This is a genomic window from Mesorhizobium sp. M0898 (assembly GCF_040319695.1).
GTDB lineage: Bacteria > Pseudomonadota > Alphaproteobacteria > Rhizobiales > Rhizobiaceae > Mesorhizobium.
The window spans coordinates 210001-223855 of the sequence record NZ_JAMYOE010000004.1 but is presented as its reverse complement, the minus strand read 5'-3'; the positions used below and the strand labels follow the sequence as shown (position 1 = coordinate 223855).

At 62.5% G+C, this 13855-nt stretch carries 15 protein-coding genes; 9 read left to right on the top strand and 6 right to left on the bottom strand.

Going from position 1 to position 13855, the window contains the following annotated elements:
* The first annotated feature begins 99 nt into the window (after positions 1 to 99).
* On the top strand, positions 100 to 582 hold the full coding sequence (locus NKH90_RS08315) for a MarR family winged helix-turn-helix transcriptional regulator (protein ID WP_352818663.1): 483 nt from the start codon (positions 100 to 102) through the stop codon (positions 580 to 582).
* Between the two features lies 1 nt (position 583).
* Here NKH90_RS08315 and NKH90_RS08310 read toward each other — a convergent pair whose 3' ends face one another.
* Positions 584 to 1456, bottom strand: coding sequence for an AraC family transcriptional regulator (locus tag NKH90_RS08310; protein WP_352818804.1), 873 nt, complete (start codon positions 1454 to 1456; stop codon positions 584 to 586).
* 51 nt (positions 1457 to 1507) lie between these two features.
* On the opposite strand from NKH90_RS08310, the gene NKH90_RS08305 reads away from it, so the two are divergent.
* The 5 genes from NKH90_RS08305 to NKH90_RS08285 all read left to right on the top strand — a co-directional run bounded on the left by NKH90_RS08305 (position 1508) and on the right by NKH90_RS08285 (position 5615).
* On the top strand, positions 1508 to 1915 hold the full coding sequence (locus tag NKH90_RS08305) for a DUF2000 family protein (protein WP_352818660.1): 408 nt from the start codon (positions 1508 to 1510) through the stop codon (positions 1913 to 1915).
* A 197-nt stretch (positions 1916 to 2112) separates the two neighbouring features.
* Positions 2113 to 2997, top strand: a complete 885-nt coding sequence (locus tag NKH90_RS08300; RefSeq protein ID WP_352818656.1) for a DMT family transporter — start codon at positions 2113 to 2115, stop codon at positions 2995 to 2997.
* Positions 2998 to 3065: 68 nt separating this feature from the next.
* Positions 3066 to 4088, top strand: coding sequence for a LacI family DNA-binding transcriptional regulator (locus NKH90_RS08295; RefSeq protein ID WP_352470174.1), 1023 nt, complete (start codon positions 3066 to 3068; stop codon positions 4086 to 4088).
* Positions 4085 to 5065: a 2-hydroxyacid dehydrogenase gene (locus NKH90_RS08290; protein WP_352818653.1), complete on the top strand. Its 981-nt coding sequence runs from the start codon at positions 4085 to 4087 to the stop codon at positions 5063 to 5065. Before NKH90_RS08295 ends, NKH90_RS08290 begins: the two co-directional genes overlap by 4 nt.
* Before the next feature lie 154 nt (positions 5066 to 5219).
* A complete protein-coding gene (locus NKH90_RS08285) occupies positions 5220 to 5615 on the top strand; it encodes a hypothetical protein (RefSeq protein ID WP_352469876.1) in 396 nt (131 codons plus the stop codon).
* 14 nt (positions 5616 to 5629) lie between these two features.
* Here the strand turns inward: NKH90_RS08285 and NKH90_RS08280 are convergent, their stop codons facing one another.
* Positions 5630 to 6403: a gamma-glutamyl-gamma-aminobutyrate hydrolase family protein gene (locus tag NKH90_RS08280; RefSeq protein WP_352540375.1), complete on the bottom strand. Its 774-nt coding sequence runs from the start codon at positions 6401 to 6403 to the stop codon at positions 5630 to 5632.
* Between the two features lie 284 nt (positions 6404 to 6687).
* On the opposite strand from NKH90_RS08280, the gene NKH90_RS08275 reads away from it, so the two are divergent.
* On the top strand, positions 6688 to 7797 hold the full coding sequence (locus NKH90_RS08275; RefSeq protein WP_352540376.1) for a TRAP transporter substrate-binding protein: 1110 nt from the start codon (positions 6688 to 6690) through the stop codon (positions 7795 to 7797).
* A 65-nt stretch (positions 7798 to 7862) separates the two neighbouring features.
* Here the strand turns inward: NKH90_RS08275 and NKH90_RS08270 are convergent, their stop codons facing one another.
* The 4 genes from NKH90_RS08270 to NKH90_RS08255 form a co-directional block, all read right to left on the bottom strand.
* Positions 7863 to 8885: a zinc-dependent alcohol dehydrogenase family protein gene (locus tag NKH90_RS08270; RefSeq protein WP_352818649.1), complete on the bottom strand. Its 1023-nt coding sequence runs from the start codon at positions 8883 to 8885 to the stop codon at positions 7863 to 7865.
* Positions 8886 to 8901: 16 nt separating this feature from the next.
* The gene (locus NKH90_RS08265; RefSeq protein WP_352568565.1) at positions 8902 to 10680 is read right to left on the bottom strand and encodes a TRAP transporter large permease; all 1779 of its coding nucleotides are present in this window, start codon (positions 10678 to 10680) and stop codon (positions 8902 to 8904) included.
* Positions 10680 to 11264, bottom strand: a complete 585-nt coding sequence (locus NKH90_RS08260; RefSeq protein WP_352452211.1) for a TRAP transporter small permease subunit — start codon at positions 11262 to 11264, stop codon at positions 10680 to 10682. The genes NKH90_RS08265 and NKH90_RS08260 overlap by 1 nt, the downstream gene beginning before the upstream one ends.
* Before the next feature lie 205 nt (positions 11265 to 11469).
* Positions 11470 to 12375, bottom strand: coding sequence for a branched-chain amino acid ABC transporter permease (locus NKH90_RS08255; RefSeq protein ID WP_352469880.1), 906 nt, complete (start codon positions 12373 to 12375; stop codon positions 11470 to 11472).
* A 140-nt stretch (positions 12376 to 12515) separates the two neighbouring features.
* Here NKH90_RS08255 and NKH90_RS08250 point away from each other — a divergent pair, with 140 nt between their 5' ends.
* A complete protein-coding gene (locus NKH90_RS08250; RefSeq protein WP_352469881.1) occupies positions 12516 to 13124 on the top strand; it encodes a CGNR zinc finger domain-containing protein in 609 nt (202 codons plus the stop codon).
* Positions 13117 to 13647 carry a hypothetical protein gene (locus NKH90_RS08245; protein ID WP_352452209.1) on the top strand — a complete coding sequence of 177 codons (531 nt, stop codon included), beginning with the start codon at positions 13117 to 13119 and terminating at the stop codon, positions 13645 to 13647. The genes NKH90_RS08250 and NKH90_RS08245 overlap by 8 nt, the downstream gene beginning before the upstream one ends.
* The last annotated feature ends 208 nt before the right edge of the window (positions 13648 to 13855 follow it).

The window sequence follows — 13855 nt, the reverse complement described above, 5'->3', positions numbered from 1 at the left end:
GGCAAAGCTATTTTCCGAGCCGGAATGTTTCGATCGTCATTGCCAATCGGCGGCCTGCTTCTATGCTGGCCGTTCCGGTTCGGCCGAGGAGGGATGAGCATGGCCAAGGCGGACAAGACTGGAACAATGAGCCGGCTGCATTCGGCGGCGCGGCTGGCGCGCACGGCGCTCGCCGCCCGGCTTCTGGCGCATGGTTTCTATGCCGGCCAGGACCAGATCATGCTGGCGCTCGACCGCGAGGATGGGCAGACGCCCGGCAACCTTGCCGGCCGCCTCGGCGTGCGGCCGCCAACCATCACCAAGACCATCAACCGGCTGCAGGCGCAGGGCTTTCTGGAGAAGCGGGCCTCGTCCGCCGATGCCCGCCAGGCGCATATTTTCCTCACCGACACCGGCCGCGAAATCATCCACGCCATCGAGAAGTCGGTGAAGAAGACCGAAAAGCAGGCATTGAAGGGTCTCGACAAGAAGGACCAGAAAGCGCTGTTCAAGCTGCTTGCCCGCGTCGAGGCGAACCTGTCGAACGGCGAAATGGTGCTCCCGGATGACGAACTGGATATCGAAGACAAGATGCTTGAATAGCTCACGCGTTCGCCGCTGACGGCCGCCGCGTCAGTGCCGACCAACGTCCCGGTGTGACACCGAACGCCTTCTTGAAATGCCGATTGAAATGGCTTTGATCACTGAAGCCGGCTGCGATGGCGATTTGCGCCAGCGGCTCGTCGGCTTCGATCATCCGACGGACCCGCTGAAGCCGGCGCATCACCAGGAACCGGTGCGGGCTGGTGGAGAAGGTGGCGCGGAAATGCCGCGAAAGGGCATAACGGTCCAATCCGGTTATCGCCTCCAATTCATGCGAACGTACAATCCGCGCAACATTTTCCTCCAGATAGTCGCGCGCCAGGCTGGCGGCGCGCCACGCAGTTTTCGCTACCGGTTTCGCCCGCTGACCGGCGTGCCGCGCTAGGCTTTGCATAAGCTGCGTCATGAAATCGACGACAAACAGCTCGTCCAGTTCCTGATTCAACGGCCCGAGCGCGGAAAGCAGCGTCGCCCGGAGATCGCGGTCTGTCACCACGGCATTCCCGACGAATGGCAGTGATCCGCCGCCGAGACAATCGAGCATCAGGGACGGCTCCAAATAGAGCATTCTGTATCGCAAGCCGTCTTCGGTGCCGGCACCGCCATCGTGCAGTTCGTCGGGATGAAGGATAATGATCTGGCCAGGCAGGCTCTGATGCGTTTGGCCGCGATAGCGGAAGCGCTGCACGCCATAAAGCGTCACCCCGATCGCATAGGTGTCGTGGCGATGGAGATCGAAGGCATTGCCGTGGAACCGGGCCTCGATGCGTTCCATCCCGGCAGCACCGGGTGCCGGTACGATGCAGTTCTCGGCTGCATCCACGCACAAACGTCCAAGACCCTGAAAGGCTTCCCGGTCCAGATCGTGCGCCATCGCTTCACTCGCAGCCTCGGATTGGCCCCCTTTTCGGATGGAAACTGTCGCATGTTCGATACGAAATTTGCAATCGTGCTCAAGGATGATCTTCCCGTCTGGCAAAAGCTCAATGTCACCGCCTTTCTGACCAGCGGCATCGTCGCGCAATTTCCCGACATTATCGGCGACCCCTACCGTGATCGCGCCGGCAATATCTACAACCCGCTGTCGATCCAGCCGGTCATCGTGCTTTCGGCGGACGGCCAGACGCTCGGCGCGATCCAGCGGCGGGCGCTGGAGCGTGGTGTGACGGTTTCGCTCTATGTCGAGGAAATGTTTTCGACCGGGTATGATCTGGCCAACCGCGCCGTCTTTGCCGAATTTGCGCCGGAGCATGCCAAGGTGGTCGGCATCGCGCTTCGCGCCGAAAAGAAGCTCGTCGACAAGATCACCAAGGGCGCCCGCATGCACGCCTGAGTCGTCGGCCACTAGGTCGGCCACTGGGAAACAAACTGAGCCTGCCGGCGGCTGTCGTTGTGCCAGCCTGTTTTGGCTTGCCCGCAGGCGACAATTGCCGCATTGGTGAGGGACTGCCTTGCTTCCCGTCCGGCCTGAAATTGAATGCTCCCCCAAGACAAGACGAAAGCGCGACATCGCCGGCGGCGATCCTGTGCATGCTTTCCGTCTATGTGTTTTTCACCTTCCTCGACACCAGCAGCAAGTACCTTGTGCTGGCCGGCGTCTCGGCGCTGATCGTCGCCTGGACCCGCTTCGCGGTCCATGTGCTGATCGTCGGCGTCTTTCTGCGCGGATGGCGCGAGCCGCTGCGCTTTCGTCCCGCCAACCTGCCGGCGCACATCACGCGCGGTCTGCTCCTGTTCGGATCGACGATGTTCAACATTCTGGCGCTGCGGACGCTGCAACTGGTGGAAACCACCTCGATCTACTTCTTCGGCCCGATGGTGATCACCGCGCTTGCCGGTCCGTTGCTCGGCGAATGGGCTGGCTGGCGGCGCTGGCTGGCCATCATGAGCGGCTTTGTCGGCGTCCTCATCATCACCCGGCCGGGCGTCGGCGTTTTTGGCGTCGGCCATCTCTTTGCGCTCGGCTCGATGCTATCGAACAGTTTCTACGTCATCATGACGCGCCGCATGTCGGCGACGGAAACCTCGGAAAGCCTGATCCTGTTTTCGGCGCTGGCGCCGGCCGTGCTGCTGCTGCCGACACTGCCGTTTTCGCCTTCGCTGCCGCAGGATGGCTGGCACTGGTTCATATTGCTGATGCTTGGCGTCTTCGGCGCCATCGGTCATTGGCTTATTGTGCAGGCCTATCGCCTTGCCACCACCACGGCCCTGGCTCCCTATCCCTATTCGCAGATGATCTGGATGATCATCTCCGGCCTGATCGTCTTCAACCAGTTTCCCGATCGCTGGACGCTGGTCGGTGCCACAGTCATCGTCGCCAGCGGCCTCTACATCGTTCACCGCGAGCACCGGCTCCGCTTGCGCAACCGCGCAACGCTGGGCGCGGACGCGGAAGCGCTGGCAAAAAAACTTTGATTTGCTCGGAATCGATGGCATAAGAGCCGGCCTTTAAACAGTTTAAATTGCTTCGGGAGCGCAGGGCGCTGGCACAGAAGATCAAGCTTTCGACCATCGCGGATGCGCTCGGCGTGTCCACGGCCACGGTCTCGCTGGCCTTGCGCGACAGCCCGCTGGTCGCCGGCGGCACCCGCGATCGCATCAAGGAACATGCACGCGCCATCGGCTATATCTACAACCGCCGCGCCGCCAGCCTGCGCACCTCGCGCTCGGGCATAGTCGGCGTCGTCGTCCACGACATCATGAACCCGTTCTTTGCCGAGATATTGCGTTCGATAGAGAGCGAGCTCGACCGCAGCCGGCAAACCTTCATCCTGTCGAACCACTACGACCAGCTCGAGAAACAACGCACTTTCATCGACACGCTTCTGCAGCTTGGCGCTGACGGGGTCATCATGTCGCCGGCCATCGGCACGCCGCCCGAAGACATAATCTTGGCCGAGGAGAACGGTCTCCCGGCAGTGCTGATTGCACGCACCGTCGAAGGTGCCGACGTGCCGGTGTTTCGCGGCGACGATGCCTATGGCACCGGGCTTGCCACCAACCATCTGATCTCGCTTGGCCACAAGCGCATCGCCATGATCGGCGGTACCGACCAGACGTCGACCGGCCGCGACCGCTATCAGGGATATGTCAACGCCATGGAGGCGGCAGGGCTTGAGGTCAGGCCGTCCTGGCGCATTGCCGGCCCGCGCACGAAGCAGGCCGGCTTCGAGGCTGCCGGGCAGTTCCTGGCGCTGAAGGACAGGCCGACCGCGGCCTGCTGCTGGAACGACCTCGTCGCCATCGGTCTGATGAATGGCATTGCCCGCGCCGGGCTGGTGCCGGGCATCGACATCTCGGTTACCGGCTATGACGACCTCGAGGAAGCGGCGATCGCCACGCCGGCGCTGACTACCGTGTGGAACGGCCAGCGCGAGGTTGGCCGCCGCGCCGCCAGCGCGCTGCTCGACAAACTCAACGGACAGACGGTGCGGCCGTCGCAGGAACTGATCAAGCCGGAACTGCATGTGCGCCAGTCGACCGGCAAACCGGTGGAACGTGCATGACAAAAACCGAACAGCAAGCTGTTACCATTCTGGTGCCGGGCCAGTTCAACGACCATGCGGTCGGCCGCATCGACGGGGCGTTCAGCCGCGTCCGGATCGAACGCGCCGATCCGTCGCTGGTCACCGACGAGATGCGTCATACGGTGCGCGGCATAGCCGCCTTTGGCGGCATAAGCGCCGCGTTGATGGACGCGCTGCCAAAGCTCGAGATTATCGCCAATTTCGGCGTCGGCTATGATTCGGTCGATATCCGCCACGCCGCACGGCGCGGCATCATGGTCACCAACACGCCGGATGTGCTGACCGAAGAGGTCGCCGATACGGCGCTCGGCCTGTTGATCAATGCCGTCCGCGAACTGCCGCGCGCCGAGGCCTGGCTGCGCGACGGAAGCTGGCTGCGCAACGGCAACTATCCGCTGAGCCGGCTGACTTTGCGCGGTCGCCATGTCGGCATCTTCGGCATGGGCCGCATCGGCCTCGCCATTGCCCGGCGGCTCGATGCTTTCGGACTGCCCATCGCCTATCACAACCGGCGCCGCGTCGAAGGCCTGTCCTATGACTATCACCCGACGCTGAAAGGTCTCGCCGAGGCGGTCGACACACTGATCTCGGTGGCGCCCGGCGGGGCCTCGACGGAAAAGGCCGTCAATGCCGAAATCCTCTCGGCTCTGGGGCCGAACGGCGTCTTCGTCAATATCGGCCGGGGCAGCACGGTCGACGAACCAGCCCTTGCCGCCGCACTTGCCAGCGGCAGCATCGCCGCTGCCGGGCTAGACGTCTTTGCCGACGAGCCGAATGTGCCAGCGGCGTTGCTTGCCGCGCCCAACACCTCGCTTTTGCCGCATGTCGGCTCGGCGTCCGAGCATACGCGCCGCGCCATGGCCAACCTTTGCGTCGACAATCTGGTCTCGTGGTTTTCGCAGCGCAAGGCGCTGACGCCGGTGCCGGAGACGGCAAATGTCAAGGCAAGGCCGTAAGCGGGCTGCCATATCTATTAACTTCAGCTTAACCCTTCGGAATCATTCTGGTCCCCTCGCAGTGTATGTCCGCCTGACAGGACATGACAGCAAGATGAAGCGCGCCTCCCTGATCTCTTCGAACCGGCGCGCTTGAAATGCGCGGAGAACCAGGATGAAGACGCTTCCTGCATTGATGGCAGTCGCTGTGCTGTTCGGCAGCGCCCAGCTGTTTTACGCCGGTAGCGGTGAAAGCCGTGCGGCCAGTGAGTCACCGCTTTCATCCGGCAACTACAGGCTGGTAGCCCATGGCAACGAGGGGTCTTGTGCGGTCAGCCGCGGCGCCGAGATTTCGCAAGGCCTGTCGCTGTTGACGGTCGCAGCAAATTGCCGCCGGGTGTTGCCCGGCGTCGAGCAGGCGAAGTTCTGGCGAGAGCAGGATGACGGCACGGTCACCTTCAGCGCCAACGGCACCGATCCGATCGTCATGTTCTCAGTCGCCGACGGCGATGGTTACGAATCCTACGCGCCGGCGCTGCCGCTGCTGACGCTGGCGTCAGCCGGCAACTAGCGAGCGCGGCAGGACTATTCCGCGGCTGCGCGCACACCCGATTTCGCCGCCTGATGCAGGCGCACCGCATCGCCGAATGCGCGAAATATCTTTACCGAGATACTGTCCGATTTGACCCAGTATTCGGGATGCCACTGGACGCCGACAGCGAAAGCCCGTGCATCGCGCACCGAAACCGCCTCGACAGTGCCGTCGGCGGCGACCGCTTCGACCTGCAGCTTTGGGCCAAGCCGGTCGATGGCCTGGCGATGCACCGAATTGACCATGATATCGCCGGCGCCGAAGACCCCGGCCAGGCAGCTGCCGGGTTTTATCGCCACGCTCTGGCGGATGGCGAAGCGTTCGTCCTGATTGTCGCTTGCCGGCGCACGATGATCGAGCGAACCGGCGCGTTCCTGGATTTCGGTGGCCAACGTGCCACCCAGCGCCACATTCATCTCCTGGATGCCGCGGCAGATGGCGAGCAATGGCACCCCGCGCTCCACCGCCCGGCGGATCAGCGGCAACGTCGTCGCGTCGCGGGCGGAGTCGTAAGGACCATTGGCTTCGCTGGCGTCACCGCCATAGAGCGAGGGATGAACGTTCGATTTGGAGCCGGTGACCATGACGCCGTCGACGGCGGAAAGCAGTTCGTCGAAGTCGAGCCGGTCGCCGAAGGACGGTACCAGCAGCGGGAACACGCCTGCACCCGAAAGCGCCGCTTCGAGATATTGCTGTGGCGCGGCATGCCAGGTGTAATTGTCGAACTGGCGGACATCGGTCGATACGGCGACGAGCGGCTGGTGCATTTGGTCCGGATCCCATCGGGTGCAACGAATTATCTGCCTGCAAAATAGGCGATCCGAAGGCGCATTTCCATGGCAAGTTTCGGCGTGTCGCGTAGGCCAGTTAATCGACCTTAGACTATAGTTGCAAGATCTGCCCCAACGCCGTGAATTTCCCCGAAATGCGCCACTCAAACCGGGCTGCCGTGCTGGACTCGACTCCTTGCCTGTGTATTGTCGGCTCGAAGCCGATCCGGGCGCCGAAGTGTCCCGAATGTCGGTCAGTGGATCCAAAAGGGAGGAACTTCATGGATCGTCGTTCGTTCATCCGCAAGGCCGGCACCACCGGTTTCGGCGCTGCGGCCGCTGCCGCGACACTTGCTGCGCCGGCCATCGCCCAGTCCAATCCGAAAGTGACCTGGCGACTGGCGTCGTCCTTCCCGAAGTCGCTCGATACGATCTATGGCGGCGCCGAAGTGTTTTCCAAGATGCTGTCGGAGGCGACCGACGGCAACTTCCAGGTCCAGGTCTTCGCCTCCGGCGAACTCGTTCCCGGCCTGCAGGCCGCCGATGCCACCACAGCCGGCACGGTCGAGGCCTGCCATACCGTGGCATACTATTACTGGGGCAAGGACCCGACGTGGGCGCTGGGAGCGGCGGTTCCGTTTTCGCTCAACGCGCGCGGCATCAACGCCTGGCACTATCATGGCGGCGGCATCGATCTGTTCAACGAGTTCCTGGCGACGCAAGGTCTGTTCGGGCTGCCGGGCGGCAATACCGGCGTGCAGATGGGTGGCTGGTTCCGCAAGGAGATCAAAACGGTCGCCGACCTTTCCGGCCTCAAGATGCGTATCGGTGGTTTTGCCGGCAAAGTGGTGCAAAGGCTCGGGGTGGTTCCGCAGCAGATCGCCGGTGGCGACATTTATCCGGCGTTGGAAAAAGGCACGATCGACGCCGCCGAATGGGTCGGCCCTTACGACGACGAGAAGCTCGGCTTCTATAAGGTTGCGCCCTATTACTACTATCCCGGCTGGTGGGAAGGTGGACCGACCGTCCATCTGATGTTCAACAAGGCGAAATACGACGAACTTTCGCCGGCTTACAAGTCGCTGGTGCATACTGCCGCTCAAGCGGCCGACGCCAACATGCTGCAGAAATACGACTATCTCAATCCGGCGGCGGTTAAGCGGCTGGTTGCCGGCGGTGCCAAGTTGAGCCCGTTCAGCCAGGAGATCATGGCCGCCTGTTTCGAAAAGGCCAACGAAGTCTATGCCGAGATGGAAGCCTCGAATGCGCCGTTCAAGAAGATCTGGGATTCGATCAAGGCGTTCCGCAAGGAGCATTATCTCTGGGCGCAGGTGGCCGAGTACAACTATGACACCTTCATGATGGTCCAGCAGCGCAATGCCAAGCTCTGATCCTGTTGCTTCGCGGCGCCAGTGTTCCTTTCGGAACACTGGCGCCGTAGCGCATTCATTTGCGATCAGTCGGGCACCACCACGACCTTGACCTCGCCTGGCGCCGGCGGGTTGGCAATGATCGCCACCGCCTCGTCGAGGCTGACCTGTCGTGATATCAGCCGATCTACTTCGATCGTCCCCGAGGCGATAAGATTGGCGGCCCGGCGATGGGTAAAGGGGTTGAGGAAGGAACCCAGGACCTTCAACTCACGGAACAGCAGATCGAACGGTTCGAACGCCACTTTCATGCCTTGCGGCATCACGCCGACGACGACGACGGTGCCGCCCGCTTTGGCCAGCCGCATCGCCTGCTCAACAGTGTCTTTCACGCCGGCGCATTCGAACACCACGTCGACGCCGCCCGGCATCAAACCCGACCGGCCGACGATCGCATCGATGACATCGAAGGCGCTGGGATCGAGCGTCGCCGTTGCGCCAAATTGCTCGGCAAGAGCCCGCCGCGAGGCCTGACGGGTCGACAAGATAATGGTCGTCGCACCGGCGAGCTTTGCCAGTTGAACGGTGAGCAGGCCGATCACGCCGCCGCCGAGCACCGCGACCGACGAGCCTGGTTTGATCGCGGCAAGGTCCACGCGATGCAGGCAGCAGCCGAGCGGCTCGCAGAAAGCACCATGCGTAGGCTTCAGATCGCCTGGCAAGACGAAGGCCTGTTTCTGTGGCAGGACAAGATATTCGGCAAAGCCGCCATCGCGATGGATGCCGATGGCGCGTAGATTGCCGCAGAGATTGACCCGGCCGGCCTGACAATGCTCGCATCGGCCACAGGCAATGTTGGGATCGCCGGTGACGCGGTCGCCGACGGAAAAGCCGGATACGGCAGGTCCGACCGCCTCGACGATGCCGGAGAATTCATGCCCGAGCGTCACCGGCGGCGTGCACGGGAATTCACCATGGGAAAGATGCCTGTCGGTGCCACAGACGCCGCACGCCTCGATGCGCACCAGCAGATCGTTCGGCCCGGCGGTCGGTTTCTCGACCTCGCACGCGGCGAGGCTGCCCACTCGCTCCAACCGAACCGCCTTCATGGCTGCCGGGCCTTCCTCAATTGAAACTCGGTGGTTGCGACAAATCGATTGCCGGCGCCGCCGGTTTCGCGGGCGGCTTTTCGTCGAAGCTCGGCGGCTGCGACAAATCGGGTGTGGAAGGTGAGGCCGGGGCAGTGCCGCCGTTGGCCGGCGGCGTGCCAAGCGGCGACAAGCCGATGCCAGGCGTTTCCGGCACCTGGTAGTTGATGGTGCCAGGATCGACGACAGTGCCTTTGTAGTGCATCACCATCTGCGGGAAGGCGATGGTCAGGCCGATCATGATCACCTGGATGCAGACGAAGGGCACTGCGCCCCAATAGATCTGCCCTGTGGTGACCGGCGCGATCTGCTTGCCGGTGAGTCGGTCGAGATAGGGCACGCGCGCGGCGACCGAGCGCAGATAAAACAGCGCGAAGCCGAAGGGCGGATGCATGAAGGAGGTCTGCATGTTGACGCCCAAAAGCACGCCAAACCAGATCAGGTCGATGCCGAGTTTGTCAGCCGCTGGCGCCAAAAGCGGCACGATGATGAAGGCAAGCTCGAAAAAGTCGAGGAAGAAGGCGAGCACGAAGACGAGGATGTTGACGCCAATCAGGAAACCGACTTCACCGCCCGGCAGCGACGTCAACAGGTGCTCGACCCAGATGTGGCCATTGACGCCGTAGAAGGTCAGCGAGAACACCCGCGCGCCGATCAGGATGAACAGAACGAAGGACGACAGCCTGGTCGTAGAAGCCAGCGCCTGCTTGACCACGTCGAGCGACAGCCGCCCCTTCATCGCCGCCATTGCCAGCGCGCCGACGGCGCCCATGGCGCCGCCTTCCGTCGGCGTGGCGATGCCAAGGAAGATGGTGCCCAGCACCAGGAAGATCAGCGCCAGCGGCGGGATCAGCACGATGATCACCTGCTGTGCCAGTCTGGACATCAGGTTGATCTTCAGGCGCTGGTCGACGATCGCGACGACATAGATGAAGATGACGCCGATGGTGGCGCCGAGGATATCGGCGTTGCCGCCGTGGTTCGGCGCAAGGTAGCGATACGCCGCATAGGAAACCACCACCGCCGCCAGCAGCGCTGCCAGCAGCGACAGCACGCCGTGGCCGAGCGTGCGGGCCTCCAGCGGCAGGGCCGGCATCGACTTCGGCCGGAAGATCGACATGAGCAGGATGTAGAGCATGTAGATGCCGGTCAAAATGAGCCCGGGGATCAGCGCTCCCTTATACATATCGCCGACCGAGCGGCCGAGCTGGTCGGCCAGGACGATCAGCACCAGTGACGGCGGGATGATCTGGGCGAGCGTCCCGGACGCGGCAATGACGCCGGATGCCAGCCGCCGGTCGTAGCCGTAGCGCAGCATGATCGGCAGCGAAATCAGACCCATGGCAATGACGGAGGCCGCCACCACGCCGGTCGTCGCGGCGAGCAGCGCCCCGACGAAAATCACGGCATAGGCGAGGCCACCACGGACCGGTCCGAACAACTGGCCGATCGTGTCGAGCAGGTCTTCGGCCATGCCGGATCGTTCGAGCACGATGCCCATGAAGGTGAAGAACGGGATCGCCAGCAGCGTATCGTTCGACATCACCCGACTGCCATAGAAATTATCCGGCAACGCGTGCAGCAACGGCCAGGCGAGATTGATCGAGCCGCCCGAATAGGGCGACAGAAGCACGCCGATGAAGAAGAACATCAGGCCGTTGGCGGCGAGCGAGAAGGCGACGGGATAGCCGATCAGCAGGAAGACGACCAGCGAGGCGAACATGATCGGCGCCATGTTCTGGGCGATGAACTCGATCACGAGCGCACCTCTTCGGCGAGCGCCTTGGCTTCGAGTTCGGCCTGCTCATGCGCCGATATGAACGGAGTGGGATCGTCCATCTGACCGCGCATGATGGCGATTTTCTTGATGATTTCGGAAATGCCCTGCAGTGCGAGCAGAAAAAAGCCGACCAGCAGGATCGCCTTCGCCGGCCAGATGATCAGCCCGCCGGAATTGTTCGACATCTCCCCGCTGCGATACGACAGCGACACATAGGGAACGAAATAGACCACCATCAACGTCACGAACGGCATCAGGAAGAAGACGTGACCGAAAAGGTCGATCCAGTGCTGCACGCGGCGCGAGAACATGCCGTAGACGATATCGATGCGGATATGGTCGTTCTGCTTCAGCGTGTAGGCGGCGGCCAGCATGAAGGCGGCGCCGAACAGATACCATTGCAATTCCAGCCAGGCGTTCGAGGACATGTCGAACACCTTGCGGATGACGGCGTTTGCGGCGCTTACCAGGATCGCCAGCAGGATCAGCCACGAAACCCATTTGCCGATGAATTCGTTCAAACGGTCAATGGTTCTGGAAAGAGCGAGAAGCCCTGCCATGCATTCCTCCCTTGTGTCAGAGCGCGGCGGTTCCCTGTCCGTCGCGTCGCTGTGGACCAACGGTATGCAGTGCGTGGTCCGGCGGGTCAACACGGGATAGCCCGCATAAACACAGTTGTGGAGATGACGGGCGGCAAAATGCTGCCGCGTCCTTTGCATGTCCAAGGACATGCGGCGCTTTCATCCAAGCAAAGTCGGGTGCGGCTCAGGCGATCTTCTGTTGGTCGCGGCCGGCGCCGATCAGCACAAGCATGGCGACGAGGAACAGGTACATCCAGCCGTCCCGCCATTCGAGCGGGAAATAGCCGGCCCATAGCGATTCGGCCATGCCGAAAGCGGCGGCACCCAGTGCCGCCCGCAAAGGCGAGAGATAGCCGCCCACTGCGGTCACGAACAGGATCTTCAACCCGTAGACCAACCCTGTGCCGAAGCTGATGTTACCGTAGTAGAAGGCGGCGAGCACGCCGGCCAGTGCCGCGCAAAGGCCGCCGAAAAGCACCGCGTGCCGAAACACCGCACGAACATCGACGCCGCACATCGCAGCCGCCTTGGGATCGTCGGATACGGCGCGCCAGCTCCGGCCGAAGCTCGAATATGCGAAGCCCCAGGCAGCCAGCGCTATGGCCGCCAGTACGGCGGCGCAATCGAGCAATTGGATCAGCGTCAACGTCGCCTTGAAGCTGGCATTCTGCGCGAAGACGATGGTCTGGGCCAGCATTGGCGGCAACCATAGGTCATGGGTATCGGCGGCGATGCGGCTGGCTTCCGACAAGACCAGCAATATGCCGAGCGTCGTCACCACGATGGCGTTGGGCGAGCGGTCGGCCAGCGGTTCGAAGATACTTCGCGACAGGACATGGCTGAGCAGCGCCGCATAAAGGAATGCCGCAGCTACGCCGAGCGCGACCGATGCAAACAGCGTTAACCACAGGGCCTGATAGCCGAACGCCGCAGTGAGGATCATCGTATGCCCGCAAAAGGCGAACAGCGCGCCATAGGCAAGATTGGTACGGTGCAGGATGCCGTTGGTCAGCACGTAGCCGAATGCAAGCAATGCGTAGAGCGCGCCCGAATGCAGCCCGTTCAGAACCTGCTGGAAGAAATAGAGCATGCAAGACCCTCTATGCATGCCCCGCAATCGGGGCAGAGGTTTGGGACGAACGATATTCTCAGTACGGCGATCGCCTCAGTGACGAGCGTTGCACCCGGAATCTAACTTGTCAAACGCAAGTTATCAGTTAGATTCGCCATATGACAGTATCCTGGACTCCGCACCGCTTTACCGGTGGCATGCTGGCGCTCGATACGGCGAACACCGTCGTTTTGCGGAACGATCCGGAGAAAACTTTCGACCGTTTCGACGATCCGGCCGAGATCGCCCGCTTTGCCGAAGCCGCGAGTGCCTTTCGCGCCGCCGAGCTCGGTGGCAGGCGGCTCGTAGCGCCGGCGCCTGAAAAGATCGCACCGGTGGTGCTGTCGATCCGGGAGACGACCGATCGGCTGTTTCGCGGCGCGGTATCGAAAGGTGCGATCGCGACCGGCGATATGCCGAAATTCTTGGAAGCCTGCGCCGATGGCCTCGCTCATAGCCGCACCGAAATCGGCACGCCTGGAAAACCGTTCGGTGATCCGGCGACGCCGATTGCCTTCGAGGCCGCGCTTGCGGTCTCGGCGTTGTCGCTGCTGCGTAGCGACACCATTGCCAGGCTGAGGATATGTCCGAACTGCAGCTGGCTGTTTGTCGACAAAAGCCGGAATTCCAGCCGCCTCTGGTGCGACATGGCGGTGTGCGGCAACCGCCAGAAGGCAAACCGACACTATCGCCGCCGGACCGCGGCCAGGGAGGTCACCAATGTCTAGAAGATTCTCACGCGCGATGATTGTCGTCGCGGCGTTGTTCGCGGCGGCCGCGCTCGGCGCCTGCCGTGATTCCGGCAAGGACCAGTTGTTCGCCATTTCCGGGAAGCTGTTCGAGTTCAACTACCGGCTGGGTATCGCCACCTATGTCATCACTCTCAATCCGCTGCGGCCGGTGGGTGAGGGGCAGGTCGCTGTGGTCTCCTTCCAGAACCCGGCCGGCGGTGATCCGATCATCGTCACCCAGAAAATATGGCCGAAGCTGCCGCATGTGACGCTCACCAGCCCGCCGCTTACCTGCGTTGTCAAGGACAAGCCCTATGCGGTGTCGATCCGCATCGAGGATTCCAGCGGCAAGTTGCTGCAGAGTTTCGCGACCACTCTGACGTCCTCACTCGACCAGTCGGTCCTGCCCGACCGGCCTCTGGTGGTCGGGCCAGTCTACGAGCTCAACAAGGACCTGGCCGGCCATGTCGACGGCAAGCTGCCCGGTGAACCGAAGCCCAGTTGCCCAAAGGCTGCATGATGCCTCACCAGCGGCACTGACCGCCGCCGGAATTTTTCATGCTCGGCCATCCTCCCCGACAGGCGTTTCGTGGCGCCACACGGCCGCGCACGGATCGTTTGTTGCGGACCGCCTGGCACCTTCGATTTTGTTTGACCTCCCCGGCAAGGGAAGAAAGACTGTGGGCACTCGACTCCGACGTTGGCCGCGCACCTCCAGGCGCGCGGCC

What these genes read in the sequence shown, in the direction of transcription:
- NKH90_RS08310 (WP_352818804.1), bottom strand. Translation starts at nt 1,456, where the DNA reads ATGGCGCACGATCTGGACCGGGAAGCCTTTCAGGGTCTTGGACGTTTG.
- NKH90_RS08285 (WP_352469876.1), top strand. Translation starts at nt 5,220, where the DNA reads ATGAAGACGCTTCCTGCATTGATGGCAGTCGCTGTGCTGTTCGGCAGC.
- NKH90_RS08245 (WP_352452209.1), top strand. Translation starts at nt 13,117, where the DNA reads ATGTCTAGAAGATTCTCACGCGCGATGATTGTCGTCGCGGCGTTGTTC.
- NKH90_RS08290 (WP_352818653.1), top strand. Translation starts at nt 4,085, where the DNA reads ATGACAAAAACCGAACAGCAAGCTGTTACCATTCTGGTGCCGGGCCAG.
- NKH90_RS08270 (WP_352818649.1), bottom strand. Translation starts at nt 8,885, where the DNA reads ATGAAGGCGGTTCGGTTGGAGCGAGTGGGCAGCCTCGCCGCGTGCGAG.
- NKH90_RS08250 (WP_352469881.1), top strand. Translation starts at nt 12,516, where the DNA reads ATGACAGTATCCTGGACTCCGCACCGCTTTACCGGTGGCATGCTGGCG.
- NKH90_RS08260 (WP_352452211.1), bottom strand. Translation starts at nt 11,264, where the DNA reads ATGGCAGGGCTTCTCGCTCTTTCCAGAACCATTGACCGTTTGAACGAA.
- NKH90_RS08280 (WP_352540375.1), bottom strand. Translation starts at nt 6,403, where the DNA reads ATGCACCAGCCGCTCGTCGCCGTATCGACCGATGTCCGCCAGTTCGAC.
- NKH90_RS08305 (WP_352818660.1), top strand. Translation starts at nt 1,508, where the DNA reads ATGTTCGATACGAAATTTGCAATCGTGCTCAAGGATGATCTTCCCGTC.
- NKH90_RS08275 (WP_352540376.1), top strand. Translation starts at nt 6,688, where the DNA reads ATGGATCGTCGTTCGTTCATCCGCAAGGCCGGCACCACCGGTTTCGGC.
- NKH90_RS08300 (WP_352818656.1), top strand. Translation starts at nt 2,113, where the DNA reads ATGCTTTCCGTCTATGTGTTTTTCACCTTCCTCGACACCAGCAGCAAG.
- NKH90_RS08255 (WP_352469880.1), bottom strand. Translation starts at nt 12,375, where the DNA reads ATGCTCTATTTCTTCCAGCAGGTTCTGAACGGGCTGCATTCGGGCGCG.
- NKH90_RS08315 (WP_352818663.1), top strand. Translation starts at nt 100, where the DNA reads ATGGCCAAGGCGGACAAGACTGGAACAATGAGCCGGCTGCATTCGGCG.